The 12870-nt window shown below is 73.8% G+C and carries 13 protein-coding genes; 7 read left to right on the top strand and 6 right to left on the bottom strand.

The features are described from left to right. A complete protein-coding gene (locus LBW97_RS16700) occupies positions 1–768 on the bottom strand; it encodes a polyphosphate kinase 2 family protein (protein WP_224500475.1) in 768 nt (255 codons plus the stop codon). Positions 769–861: 93 nt separating this feature from the next. Between LBW97_RS16700 and rlmN the strand changes: the two genes are divergently transcribed. Further along, on the top strand, positions 862–2049 hold the full coding sequence (gene rlmN / locus LBW97_RS16705) for a 23S rRNA (adenine(2503)-C(2))-methyltransferase RlmN (protein WP_224500476.1): 1188 nt from the start codon (positions 862–864) through the stop codon (positions 2047–2049). Beyond that, entirely contained in the window at positions 2046–2771 is a 726-nt protein-coding gene (locus LBW97_RS16710; protein WP_224500477.1) for a VIT1/CCC1 transporter family protein, read from the top strand. The genes rlmN and LBW97_RS16710 overlap by 4 nt, the downstream gene beginning before the upstream one ends. A 21-nt stretch (positions 2772–2792) precedes the next feature. On the opposite strand, the gene LBW97_RS20500 is transcribed toward LBW97_RS16710, so the two are convergent. The 3 genes from LBW97_RS20500 to LBW97_RS16725 are packed head-to-tail and all read right to left on the bottom strand — an operon-like array spanning position 2793 to position 5011. After that, positions 2793–3095, bottom strand: a complete 303-nt coding sequence (locus LBW97_RS20500; RefSeq protein ID WP_224500478.1) for a DUF2631 domain-containing protein — start codon at positions 3093–3095, stop codon at positions 2793–2795. A gap of 57 nt (positions 3096–3152) precedes the next feature. Further along, positions 3153–4133 carry an LCP family protein gene (locus LBW97_RS16720; RefSeq protein WP_224500479.1) on the bottom strand — a complete coding sequence of 327 codons (981 nt, stop codon included), beginning with the start codon at positions 4131–4133 and terminating at the stop codon, positions 3153–3155. Between the two features lie 2 nt (positions 4134–4135). Beyond that, positions 4136–5011: a hypothetical protein gene (locus LBW97_RS16725; protein WP_224500519.1), complete on the bottom strand. Its 876-nt coding sequence runs from the start codon at positions 5009–5011 to the stop codon at positions 4136–4138. Between the two features lie 259 nt (positions 5012–5270). Here LBW97_RS16725 and dxr point away from each other — a divergent pair, with 259 nt between their 5' ends. The 5 genes from dxr to LBW97_RS16750 all read left to right on the top strand — a co-directional run bounded on the left by dxr (position 5271) and on the right by LBW97_RS16750 (position 11905). Further along, a complete protein-coding gene (gene dxr / locus LBW97_RS16730) occupies positions 5271–6467 on the top strand; it encodes a 1-deoxy-D-xylulose-5-phosphate reductoisomerase (protein ID WP_224500480.1) in 1197 nt (398 codons plus the stop codon). A gap of 37 nt (positions 6468–6504) precedes the next feature. Next, the gene (locus LBW97_RS16735; protein ID WP_255601379.1) at positions 6505–7839 is read left to right on the top strand and encodes an RIP metalloprotease; all 1335 of its coding nucleotides are present in this window, start codon (positions 6505–6507) and stop codon (positions 7837–7839) included. 66 nt (positions 7840–7905) lie between these two features. Further along, the gene (ispG, locus tag LBW97_RS16740) at positions 7906–9066 is read left to right on the top strand and encodes a flavodoxin-dependent (E)-4-hydroxy-3-methylbut-2-enyl-diphosphate synthase (protein WP_255601262.1); all 1161 of its coding nucleotides are present in this window, start codon (positions 7906–7908) and stop codon (positions 9064–9066) included. 2 nt (positions 9067–9068) lie between these two features. Continuing rightward, positions 9069–9920 carry a DUF4081 domain-containing GNAT family N-acetyltransferase gene (locus LBW97_RS16745; RefSeq protein ID WP_224500482.1) on the top strand — a complete coding sequence of 284 codons (852 nt, stop codon included), beginning with the start codon at positions 9069–9071 and terminating at the stop codon, positions 9918–9920. A 95-nt stretch (positions 9921–10015) separates the two neighbouring features. Further along, complete coding sequence (locus LBW97_RS16750; protein WP_224500483.1) at positions 10016–11905, top strand: penicillin-binding transpeptidase domain-containing protein; 1890 nt, start codon at positions 10016–10018, stop codon at positions 11903–11905. 10 nt (positions 11906–11915) lie between these two features. On the opposite strand, the gene LBW97_RS16755 is transcribed toward LBW97_RS16750, so the two are convergent. Together LBW97_RS16755 and LBW97_RS16760 are read right to left on the bottom strand one after the other, a co-directional pair. Further along, a complete protein-coding gene (locus tag LBW97_RS16755) occupies positions 11916–12374 on the bottom strand; it encodes a ferritin-like domain-containing protein (protein ID WP_224500484.1) in 459 nt (152 codons plus the stop codon). Positions 12375–12386: 12 nt separating this feature from the next. Then, positions 12387–12866, bottom strand: a complete 480-nt coding sequence (locus LBW97_RS16760) for a hypothetical protein (protein WP_224500485.1) — start codon at positions 12864–12866, stop codon at positions 12387–12389. Positions 12867–12870: the final 4 nt, after the last annotated feature.

Here is a 12870-nt window from a genome sequence, read left to right on the forward strand (position 1 = left end):
TCACTCGCTGAGCGGCGGGTCGGGGTCGATCCCGCGGGCGCGCAGCGCCGCCTCGATCGCCTCGCAGACGGCGCGGACGATGGCGACGCGGGCCCAGCGCTTGTCGTCGCCGGGGATCACGTGCCACGGGGCGACGTCGGTGTGCGTGCGCTCCAGCATCTCCTCGACCGCGGCCTCGTACTCGGCTCGCTTCTCCCGGTTGCGCCAGTCCTCGTCGGTGAGCTTCCAGGCCTTGTAGGGGTCGGCCCGCCGGCTCTCGAACCGGTGCAGCTGCTCCTCAGGGGAGACGTGCAGCCAGAACTTCACGACGATGGTGCCCTCGGCCGCCAGCGACGTCTCCAGGTCGACGATCTCCCCGTAGGCCCGCCGCCAGGCGTCCTCCGTCGCGAATCCCTCGACCCGCTCGACGAGCACCCGGCCGTACCAGGTGCGGTCGAGCACGGCCATGCCTCCCCAGCCGGGCAGCACCGGCCAGAACCGCCACAGGAAGTGGTGCCGCTTCTCGTCGCGGGTCGGCGCGGCGAACTGGGCCACCCGCACGTGCCGCGGATCGAGCTCGCCGACCAACCGCTGGATGGCGCCGCCCTTGCCCGAGGCGTCCCAGCCCTCGAACAGCACGAGCAGGGGTGGTCCGACCTCGCCGGGACCGATCTGCCCGCCCAGGAGCAGGCGCAGGTGGACGAGCCTCTCCTGGGCCTCCTCCAACTGCTTCTTGCCGTCCTTCTTGGACAGACTGGCGGACAGATCGACCTGGTCGAGCCGGCTCATGGGCGTGACCTTGCCAGGGATCCACCCCGTCCGCGTGAGTTCGGTCTCCGGACCGGCCGCCTACGGCGGGGGAGTGGGACCATGGACGACGCCATGACTGCCCTGCCCCTCGTCTTCGACGCCCCCCGCCGCGGTATGCCGCCCCGCCACCTCGCCGACCTCACCCGTGAGGAGGCGCGAGCCGCGGTGTCCGAGCTGGGGCAGCCGGCCTTCCGGGCCGACCAGCTGGCCCGGCACTTCTACCGGGGAGTGACCGACCCGGCGCAGATGACGGATGTGCCCGCGGCCGTCCGCGAGACGTTGACCGAGGCGCTGCTGCCCGGGCTGCTCACCGTCGTCCGGCACCAGACCGCCGACGACGGCCGCACCCGCAAGACCCTCTGGCGGCTGCACGACGGCGCCCTGGTCGAGAGCGTGCTCATGCGCTACCCCGACCGCGCCACCGTCTGCATCTCCAGCCAGGCCGGTTGCGGCATGGCATGCCCGTTCTGCGCGACCGGTCAGCAGGGCCTGACCCGCAACCTCTCGGCCGCCGAGATCATCGGCCAGGCCGTGGCCGCGTCGGCCGCGATGGCCAACGGCGAGCTCGACGGCGGCCCCGGCCGGCTGTCCAACGTCGTCTTCATGGGCATGGGTGAGCCCCTGGCCAACTACGCCCGCGTGCGCAAGACGCTCGACGCGCTCCTCACCCCGGCGCCGCACGGGCTGGGCCTGTCGCAGCGCTCGGTCACCGTCTCCACCGTCGGCCTGGTGCCGGCCATCCGGAAGCTGACGGAGGAGGGGCGCAACGTCACGCTGGCGGTCAGCCTGCACGCGCCGGACGACGAGCTGCGCAACACCCTCGTGCCGATCAACACCCGCTGGAAGGTCGGCGAGGTGGTCGAGGCCGCCGACGCCTACGCGAAGAAGACCGGGCGCCGGTACTCCATCGAGTACGCGCTCATCCGCGACGTGAACGACCAGCCGTTCCGCGCCGACCTGCTCGGCAAGCTGCTGGCCGGACGGCTGGCGCACGTGAACCTCATCCCGCTGAACCCGACCCCGGGCAGCAAGTGGGACGCCAGCCCGCTGCCCGCGCAGCGCGAGTTCGTCGCCCGGCTGCGGGCCGCCGGGGTGCCGACGACGGTGCGCGACACCCGCGGCCAGGACATCGACGGCGCCTGCGGCCAGCTCGCCGCGGCCGACCAGGTCGATGGCATGCCGAGCGTCGCGCTCGCCGCCCCGTCGATGGAGCCGGTCGAGGCGCCCGTGCCGCTGGGGGCCGAGGCGGACCAGGAGTGACCTCGGGCGCCCCGACCCCGGCAGCGGCCGAGGCGCACGAGCACAGTCACGCCGACATCTCCGGCGGCTGGCTGCGGGCCGCCGTCTTCGGCGCGATGGACGGCCTGGTCACCAACACCGCGCTGGTCGCCGGTGTCGGGGGCGGCGGGGCATCGTCCCGGGCGATCGTGCTCTCCGGCGTCGCCAGCCTGGTCGCGGGCGCCATCTCCATGGCGCTCGGCGAGTACACGTCGGTGAAGACCCAGAACGAGCAGCTCGACCTGGAGGTCGAGAAGGAGCGGCGCGAGCTCGAGCGCAACCCCGAGGGGGAGCTGGCCGAGCTGATCGAGATGCTGCGCGTCCGTGGCGTCGACGACCGGCTGGCCCGCAAGGTCGCCGTGCAGCTGTCGCGTGACCCGGAGACGGCGCTGCGGCTGCACGTGGTGGCCGAGCTGGGACTCAGCCCGGACGACAAGCCGTCGCCGAGGGTGGCGGCGGTGTCGTCGTTCCTCACCTTCGCCACCGGCGCGCTGATCCCGCTGCTGCCGTTCCTGCTGGGCTCGTCGCTGCTCTGGGCGGCACTGGTGTGCGGGGGAGCGGGCATGTTCGCCGCCGGGGCGGTCTCCGCCCGGTTCACGCCGCGATCGTGGTGGTTCGCCGGGCTGCGGCAGCTGCTGTTCGGCGCGGCAGCCGCCGGCGTCACCTACCTGATCGGCACGGCGATCGGTGTCAGCGTCGCCTGAGGAAGGATCCGGGGTCCTTCCTCAGCGGCGCCAGGCGGTCTTCTTGCGGCGCAGGTCCCAGATCAGCACCAGCGCCATGAGCGCCACGATGCCGAGCAGCCACAGGTCCTCGACCCGGCCCTCGTGGTTGCCGATGTAGAAGGAGGCGACGACCAGGGTCGCGAGCCAGCCACCGATCTGGCCCCACTTGCCGGTCTCGCCGTGCCAGCCCCAGTCCGCGGGGCTCTCGTGCTCGACGGGGTGCGCGCCGGCGCGGACGACCCCCTCTTCACGTCCGGGCTGGCTGACCCGCTGGGTCGACGGGGAGTGGAAGGCCTCGGTCACCCCGCCATTCTGGCAGGCGTCCGCGCCGAACACCGTGCGAGGTGCGTCGGCGGGTCGTCAGTCGGAGCAGGAGAGTCCCGCAGCCGCCACGGCCGCGGCGGTGTCCGCGGTGGGCAGCCGGACCAGCGAGGGGCTCAACGGGGCCGATGCCGGAAGGGTCGCGAGGTCCCCGATGTCGGCGCCCGCCAGCCCGGCCAGGTCCAGCACCGAGGTGCCCGGGTCGACGGCGAGCCCGCCGGAGGCCGCCCAGGCGACCGACTGGAGGCGCCAGGGCCGGCGCAGGGCCGATTCCCGCACCCGGTCGAGCAGGGCCGAGAGGACGGTGCCCGCTGTGGTGGCGCGACCGTCGGGGTCGACGGTCGCGGGCACCCATCGCCCGTCGACCAGCTGCTCGGGCTGCCGCGACCGGACCAGGGCCAGCGCAGTCGCGCCGTCCACGTGCAGGCGGCCGGGGGTCGTCAACTCCAGGCCGGCGGGCCGATCGCGCACCGGCTCCGGGACGTCGACCTCCAGCCCGCCCACGGCGTCGACCGTCGCGGCGAACCCGGCCAGGCCGACGGTGATCAGGTGGTCGGTGGGGATGCCGAGGCCGCAGAGCGCGTCGACGGTCGCCTGGGGGCCGTCGAGCCAGGTCAGCGCCAGCCGTCCCGATGTCCCGGAGGCCCGGACGAGCAGGTCGCGGGGGACGGAGAGTGCCGTGGTGCCCGCCTCGGTCCGGTGCACCACGACGACGACGTCGGCGCGGCTGCCGGGGACGTCCTCGGCCGTGCCGAAGTCGGTGGGGGAGGCGCCTGCGGGCAGCTGTGCGCGCGAGTCGAGACCGACGAGGACCCAGGTCTCGCCGTCGACGTCCTCGGGCCGCTCGGGCAGGTCGACGTCCACCTCGTCGATGCGGGAGGTGAGGACGGCTGCATCGACCGCCGGGGCGGCGATCAGCAGGGCGAGCAGGAGCAGGAGGAGCCGTCGGCGTCGCCGGGAACGCGGCGGACGCCGGCCAGGGGGGCCCTGGCCGGCGTCCGATGCGTGCTGTGCGGTCATGCTCAGGCCTGGAGGGCCCCCGCGGCGCGGCGGCGCGTGGCCACGACCAGGCCGCCTCCGGCCAGGAGGAGCCCGGCGCCCAGGGCGAGCGGCAGGGTGACGCTCGCGCCGGTGTAGGCCAGTCGCGCGTCGTTCGCGCCGACGACCTCGAAGGACTCCTGGAAGTAGCTGCCCTTGTCGCCGACGAGGACGAGGGTGTGGTCGTCGCCGACCGGGGTGCCGGCCGGGACGGTGAACGAGACGGTCAGGACGCCCGCGGAGTCGGCGGTGAAGGTGCCCACGTTCTGCGGGGTGGAGTGCAGGGTGACCCGGACGACCTCGTGGGGCTGGAAGCCGCGGTAGACGCGGACGACCTTCTCGCCCGGCGCCGCGATCCGGTCGCTGGCGGCGGTGGTCGCTCGGTTGGCGCCGATCCCCGGCGTGTTCGCTGCTGTGCCGCGGACCGCGTCCACGGGCGTCGCGGTGGCGGGCGACCGGGTACCGGCGGGCTTGCCGTCCTTGGTGACGGTGATGACGATGTTCGGGTAGTCGAAGCCGGCGTCGTAGCTGTCGCAGAAGTTCGCGAACTCGTACGTGCCGAGCTCCGTCGGGGCGGTCTGGATCATCGTCCAGGTCCCGTCGGTGTCGGCCTCGGTGGCGTCGCCCCACTGCGGGTCGACGGCAGGCAGGAACACGGCCACGCCGTTCTCGCCATCGGTGCCGGGGAGGCAGCCGGTGCCGGTGATCGTGAACTCCGCGCCCGGGGCCAGGGTGGTGGCGCTGACGGTGGCGGTCCCAGGCGCGGCGAGCGCGGCGGGGGCGAACGTCATGCCGAGGGAGACGGCGGCAACGGCGAAGCCGGTGGTGGCGGCGACGCGGCCGCGGGTGCGCTGGGACATGGGGGCCTCCGGCCATCAGGGGCCCGGGTTCCCGAGCCGTCGGGCAGAAGTATCGGGACCGGATGACTCCTGATGTGCTGAATTGGCCACGACGCGCCGATACGCGTGAAATAGCTGTCGAGAACAGCCTGGTCAGACGATCGCCACTCGCGCCGACAATGACAAGAACTGCCAATCGTGGCGGCCTTCAGCTGCGATCTGCGCCACTGAGGTCCCTGGCGGGCGGGCCGACCCGACCCGGGGTTGGCAGGATGACCGCATGAGCCAGGCGCGCGAGGTCACCCTTCTCGGCTCGACCGGGTCCATCGGTCGGCAGGCGGTCGCCGTGGCCCGGCAGAACCCGGAGCGGGTCCGCATCACCGGGCTCGCCGCCGGTGGCGGCGACGTCGCCACGCTCGCCGACCAGGCGCTCTCCCTCGGCGTGCGCACCGTCGCCGTCGCGAAGGCGACCGCCGCCCAGGACCTGCAGTTGGCGTTCTACGCCGCCGCGTCGCAGCGAGGGTGGAACAAGGGCGAGTACGCGCTGCCGGAGATCCTGGCCGGCCCTCGCGCGGCCGAGGAGCTCGCCGCCCGGCCGGCCGACGTCGTGCTCAACGGCATCACCGGATCGATCGGGCTGGGCCCCACGCTCTCCGCGCTGCACGCCGGGCGGACGGTGGCGCTGGCCAACAAGGAGTCGCTGATCGCCGGGGGCGACCTGGTGCTCGCGGCCGCCGCGCCCGGGCAGCTCGTCCCGGTCGACTCCGAGCACTCCGCGATCGCCCAGTGCCTGCGGGGCGGGAGCCGCGAGGAGGTCGCCCGGCTGGTGCTCACCGCCAGCGGCGGGCCGTTCCGCGGGCGCACCCGCGAGGAGCTGGCAGATGTCACCGTCGAGCAGGCGCTGGCCCACCCGACCTGGGCGATGGGCCCGGTCGTCACCATCAACTCCGCCACCCTGGTGAACAAGGGGCTGGAGCTCATCGAGGCGCACCTGCTCTTCGGCGTGCCGTTCTCCGACATCGACGTCGTCGTGCACCCGCAGTCGATCGTCCACTCGATGGTCACCTTCGCCGACGGCGCCACCATCGCCCAGGCCAGCCCGCCGGACATGCGGCTGCCGATCGCCCTGGCGCTCGCCTGGCCCGACCGGCTGCCGGAGGTGCAGCCGGCGCTCGACTGGTCGACGGCGAGCACCTGGGAGTTCCAGCCGCTGGACGAAGACGCCTTCCCCGCCGTCCGGCTGGCGCGCGAGGTCGGAGAGGCCGGGGGCGTCGCTCCGGCCATGTACAACGCCGCCAACGAGGAGGCTGTCGCGGCGTTCGTGGCGGGTCGTCTGTCGTTCACCGGGATCGTGGACCTCGTCGCGCGTACCCTCGACGCCGCGCCGGACCTCGGCGTCCCCACCTGCGTCGACGACGTCCTGGCGGCGGAGAAGTGGGCCCGGGAGCATGCCCGGGGTGTGATCGCCGGAGGCTGAACTGAGCGGGATCCTGCTGACGGTCCTGGGGATCGTCCTGTTCGCGCTCGGCCTGATGTTCTCCATCGCCTTCCACGAGGCGGGCCACTTCTGGTGGGCGCGGAAGTTCGGCATGCGGGTGCCGCAGTTCATGGTCGGCTTCGGGCCGACGGTCTTCTCCCGACGCCGGGGCGAGACCGAGTACGGCGTCAAGGCGATCCCGCTGGGCGGCTACATCCGCATCGTCGGGATGATCCCGCCGGCCGAGGAGAACGAGAGCAAGCGGGCCACCCGCATGCGCAGCTTCATCGCCGAGGTGCGTGGCGCGGCCCTCGACGACGTGCTGCCCAGCGACGGCGACCGGGTGTTCTACAAGAAGCCCTGGTGGCAGCGGGTCATCGTCATGTTCGCCGGCCCGTTCCACAATCTCGTGCTGGCCGTCGTCTTCTTCACGATCTTCCTCACCGCCTTCGGGCTGCCCGAGATCACCACGACCGTCTCCCGCGTCAACGACTGCGTGCTGCCCGCCGGCGCGGTGACGGCGAACGCGGAGGACCCCTGCGCCGTTCCGATCACCCCGGACGGGCAGACCTGCGAGGCGGGGGCCGCCGGCTGCGCCCTCCCCGTCCGCAGCCCGGCCGCGGAGGCGGGTCTGCGGGCCGGCGACACGATCCTCGCGATCGACGGCGACCCGGTCTCCCGCGAGACCGACGTCGGCTGGAACGAGGTGCAGGAGGCGATCCGCGTCAGCGCGGGGACGCCGCTTGCCCTCACCGTCGAGCGCGACGGCGATGAGCGGGAGCTCACCGTCACCCCGATCGAGAATCTCGCCTACCTCGACGAGGAGGGGGAGCGGACCGGCATCGTCGGGTTCGTCGGCGTCAGCCCCGCCGACCGCCAGGTGCGGCAGCCGTTCGCCGAGGTCCCGGGGCAGCTGGGCTCGATGGTCGTCACGTCGGTGCAGCGGCTGGCCGAGATCCCCGAGCGGATCCCGCAGCTGTTCCGCGCCACGTTCATGGGCGAGGAGCGCGATCCGCTGGGCCCCATCGGCGTGGTCGGGGTCAGCCGCATCTCCGGCGACGTCTTCGCCTACGAGCAGTTCTCCGCCGCAGAGAAGATCGGCTACTTCATCTCGCTGCTCGCGGGGATGAACATGGTGCTGTTCCTGTTCAACCTGCTGCCGATCTACCCACTCGACGGCGGGCACGTCGCCGGCGCCCTGTACGAGAAGGCCCGCTCCACCGTGGCCCGGCTGCGCGGCCGGCCGGACCCGGGGCCCTTCGACATCGCCCGGCTCATGCCCGTCGCCTACGCCGTGGCCGGGCTCTTCCTCGGGCTGTCGTTGCTGCTGCTGATCGCCGACGTCGTCAACCCCGTCCGCCTGGGCCTGTAGCCCGTCCGGACGCAGGTCACAGCGCCGTCTGCGGCGTGGTGGCGCCGGCGGGGGATACTGGCTCCCATGGCGATCCCCGTCGGCCTCGGCATGCCCGCTGCGCCCCCGCCCGTTCTCGCTCCGCGACGGAAGACCCGTCAGTTGGACGTGGGCGGCGTCGGCGTCGGCAGCGACCACCCCGTCAGCGTCCAGTCGATGTGCACCACCAAGACGGCGGACATCAACGCGACCCTCCAGCAGATCGCGGAGCTGACCGCCTCGGGCTGCCAGATCGTGCGCGTCGCGGTGCCTGACACCGACGACGTCGAGGCGCTGCCGATCATCGCCAAGAAGTCGCAGATCCCGGTCATCGCGGACATCCACTTCCAGCCCCGCTACGTGTTCGCCGCGATCGACGCCGGCTGCGCCGCGGTCCGGGTGAACCCCGGCAACATCAAGAAGTTCGACGACAAGGTCGGCGAGATCGCCCGGGCGGCCAAGTACGCGGGCACCCCGATCCGCATCGGCGTCAACGCCGGCTCCCTCGACAAGCGGCTGCTCGCCAAGTACGGCAAGGCCACCCCCGAGGCGCTGGTCGAGTCCGCGCTCTGGGAGTGCTCGCTGTTCGAGGAGCACGACTTCCGCGACATCAAGATCTCGGTCAAGCACAACGACCCCGTGGTCATGGTCCGCGCCTACGAGCTGCTGGCGGAGCAGTGCGACTACCCGCTGCACCTCGGCGTCACCGAGGCGGGCCCCTCCTTCCAGGGCACGATCAAGTCGGCCGTCGCCTTCGGTGCGCTGCTCAGCCAGGGCATCGGCGACACGATCCGCGTCTCCCTCTCCGCGCCGCCGGCCGAGGAGGTCAAGGTGGGCAACCAGATCCTGGAGTCGCTGAACCTCAAGCAGCGCGGGCTGGAGATCGTCAGCTGTCCCTCGTGCGGGCGCGCGCAGGTCGACGTCTACAAGCTGGCCAACGAGGTCACCGCCGGGCTCGAGGGCATGGAGGTGCCGCTGCGCGTCGCCGTCATGGGCTGCGTCGTCAACGGCCCGGGGGAGGCCCGCGAGGCCGACCTCGGCGTCGCCTCGGGCAACGGCAAGGGGCAGATCTTCGTCAAGGGCGAGGTCGTCAAGACGGTGCCGGAGTCGATGATCGTGGAGACCCTCATCGAGGAGGCCCTGCGCATCGCCGGCGAGCACGTCGACGCCGGCGAGCCCTCCGGGCCGCCGGTCGTCACCGTCAGCTGACCGTGCTCCGCGCGCCCACTGCCCGCGTCCTCGACGAGAGCGACGAGCCGGCCGTCACCGAGCTGCTGGCCACGGACCCGGTGGCCGCCTGCTGGCTGGCCGGTCGGGTGGCGACGGTGGGCACCGGGGCGCTCGCCATCGGTGCCCCGCTCTGGGGGTTCGGCGAGGGCCGGTCGCTCGACGCGATCTGCCTGGCCGGCGCCAACCTGATCCCCTTCGCCGTCCCCGGCGCCGAGCGGGCAGCGGCCGAGGCCTTCGCCGAGCGCGCCCGCCGGGCGGGCCGGCGGTGCAGCACGATCGTCGGCCCGGCCGCGTCGGTCGAGCCGTTGTGGGAGCTGCTCGAGCCCGCCTGGGGCCCGTGCCGCGACCACCGGCCGCGGCAGCCGCTGCTGGCCATCGACGGGCCGCCCGCCGTCGCGGTGGAGCCGCGGGTCCGCCCGGTGCGCCCGGAGGAGCTGGAGACGCTGCTCCCGGCGTCGATCGCGATGTTCACCGAGGAGGTCGGCGTCAGTCCGCTGCGTTCCGACGGCGGCGTGGGCTACCGCGGCCGCGTCGCGGACCTCATCCGGGGCGGTCGCTCGCTGGCCTGGATCGAGGACGGGCAGGTGCTGTTCAAGGCCGAGATCGGCGCGGTGTCGCGGGCCGCCTGCCAGGTCCAGGGGGTCTGGGTCGCCCCCTCCCACCGCGGGCGCGGCATCGGCACCGCCTGCACGGCGGCGGTCGTCGAGTACGCCCGAGCTGTCATCGCGCCGGTGGTCAGCCTGTACGTCAACGACTACAACACCCGGGCCCGGGCCTCGTACGCGCGCGTGGGATTCCGCGAGGTCGGGATGTACTCCAGCGTGCTCTTCTGAAGAAGGACCGCCGTTCCCCCCGCGACTCGCGAGCTCGCCGCGCGTCCCGGAACGGCAGCCGTTCCAGCACGTCACCCTTCTGAGAGGGTGTCCGCGTGCGGAGACGACCGGCCCCGATCCTGCTGACCTCCCTCGTGCTCGCCGTGCCTCTGCTGGCCGGCTGCTCCGGCAGCGAGGACGACGTGCGCGGCGCCGCCGAGGCCTTCCTCGAGGACTGGGCCGCCGGGGAGACCGAGGCCGCGGCCGGGGCCACCAACGACGCCGCCGTCGCCACAGCCCTGCTGGAGCAGACCGCGGCCGACCTGCCCGGGGCGGCGCTCACGGCCGAGGTCGGGAACGTGACGATCGAGGACGACATCGCCACCGTGGAGTGGAACGCCACGTGGGACCTCGCGGCGGCGCCCGACTGGAGCTACGAGGGCCTGCTCCGCCTCGTCGAGGGCGCCGATGCCTGGGAGGTCGTGCCGCAGCCGGAGATGGTGCACCCGGAGCTGGGGGAGGGACAGCGCCTGGAGCTGGTCCGCACGCTGCCCGAGCGCGCGCCCCTCACCGATGCCGACGGGACGCCGCTGTTCGCCGAGACCGAGGTCGTCAACGTCGGCGTCGCCAAGGGGCAGGAGACGGACCTGCCGGCCCTCGCCGCGGCGCTGTCGGCGGCCACGGGGATCGCCGCCGACGAGATCGTCGCCGACGTCCAGGCCGCGCCCGCGGGGCAGTTCGTCCCGGTCATCACGCTGCGCCGTCCGGACTTCGAGCGGATCCGCGCCCAGGTGTTCGACCTGCCCGGTGCGGTGTTCCCGACCGACACCCGATCGCTGGCGCCCTCGCCCCGGTTCGCCGAGGCGCTGCTCGGCCGGGTCGGTGGCGCGACGGCCGAGATCATCGAGGAGACCACGGAGGACGGCGTCCCCCGGTTCGCGGCAGGTGACGAGGTCGGGCTCTCCGGCCTGCAGCGGGCCCTCCAGGAGCAGCTCTCCGGCACCGCCGGCTTCACCGTGTCCGTGGTCAGCACCGACGAGGGCACCGGGGACGCCGGGCGGGAGATCGCCGCGGTGGAGCCAACACCGGGGGAGACGATCCGGACGCCGCTGGTGCGGTCCATCCAGGAAGCCGCCGACGCCGCCGTCGCGGGAGAGACCCGCCCCACGCACCTCGTCGTCGTGCGCCCGGGCACCGGTGAGTTCCTCGCCGTCTCCTCCAACGAGATCGCCGACGCCGGCAACGCGCTCTCCGGTCGGTTCCCGCCGGGCTCGAGCATGAAGGCGATCACCGCCACCGCGCTGCTGTCGGCGGGAGCGGTGGCGCCGGATGCCGTGGTGCCCTGCCCCGGGACCACCACGGTCGACGGCCGCGAGTTCGAGAACCAGGACCAGTTCGACCTGGGGACGGTGCCGTTCACCGAGGCCTTCGCGCAGTCGTGCAACACGACCTTCATCCAGGAGGGGCTGGAGCTGCCCGACCCCGCGCTGGCCGAGGCGGCCGCGGCCTACGGGGTCGGCAGTGACTGGCAGCTGCCGGTGGACGTCTTCGGCGGAACGGTGCCCTCGGACAGCACCGGCACGACCAAGGCGGCCAACGCGATCGGCCAGGGACAGGTCCTGATGAGCCCGGCCCAGATGGCGCTGGTCGCTGCGGGCATCGCCAGCGGCAGGCCCGCGGCGCCCGTCCAGGTCATCGGGGGAGAGCCTGCCGGCGCCGCACCCACGGGCCCGGCTGCGGCGGTGCTCGACGCGCTGCGGCCGATGATGCGCCAGGTCGTCCTCACCGGGACGGCGACGGCGCTGGCCGACCAGGGGGAGGTGTTCGGCAAGACGGGCACCGCGGAGTACGGCAGCAACACGCCTCCGGACTCGCACGGCTGGTTCGTCGGTTACCGCCTGGGCGGCGCCGGAGGCGACCTGGCCTTCGCGGTCCTGGTCGAGGGCGGTCAGTCCAGCAGCGCCGCGGTGGCCGTCACCGACGCGTTCCTGGGCGCGGTGCGCTGAGCCGATCCGGTCAGGGCGCGGAGAGCCCCGGCAGCGCTCGCGTCGTGGAGGTCTGACCGGCAGCGGTGCGCCAGCTGACCGCCCGCACCTCGCCGGCGCCGAGCGCCGCCATCGCCAGCTCGCGGACCGGGCGGTCCACGCCCCGGGCGAGCACCCGCACCCAGGCCGAGGCCGCGCCGTCCTCGAGGGTCACGGCGAGCGCGGCCGCGTCGACCGCGGAGAGCACCGGGAACGGGAGGGCGTAGCCGCCCTCCGGCCCGGCGGGGTCCTCGCCGCGCTCGGTGAGCAGCGCGGCCAGCTGGTCGCGGACGTCGCGGTGCGCGTTCTCGGCCGCGGCGACCGGGGCGCGCTGACCCGACGGGAGCGCGGCCCCGACGACGCCGTAGCCCCAGACGGCGGCGTGCTCGGCGGCGAGGGCGTCGGCCAGTGCGCCGTTCTCCTCGGTCGTCTCGGTGCTCTCGTCAGCCATCGGCGGACCTCCTCATGCCAGCAGAGCCTCGTGGCCCCGGAGGCCGGCGGCGATGGAGCCGAGCAGCGCCGCCCGCGCACCGGTCTGGTCCAGGCACGCGGCGGCGTGCGACGTCGCGGCGGCGGCTACCTGCGCGCGCAGCCACTCCTGCGCCCCGACCACGGGAGGGGCGTCGGCGGGCGCGGCCCCGGCGGGGCGGTCGCCCGGCGCGGCGGCCCGCAGCCGGTCCAATTGCTCGCCGGCCTGGGTGACCAGCTCGGCGGCGGCCGCGGCGAGCGCGGGATCGGCCTGGAAGGCCAGCTCGTACGCGGCGACCAGCGTCTCCTGGACGGCGACCTGACCGGCGAGCTCGTCGGCCTGCTCGCTGGTGATCGCCTCCTGGCCGTCGTCGGAGGAGGTGCACCCAGCGACGGCGACCAGCCCCACCGCGGAGACCGCGAGCAGGGTGCGGCGGGTGAACGTCCGCGGGCCGGAAAGGGCGGTGGGAGGCATCGCC

The sequence above is a fragment of the Blastococcus sp. LR1 genome, from assembly GCF_020166105.1.
In the GTDB taxonomy this organism is placed as follows: Bacteria; Actinomycetota; Actinomycetes; order Mycobacteriales; family Geodermatophilaceae; genus Blastococcus.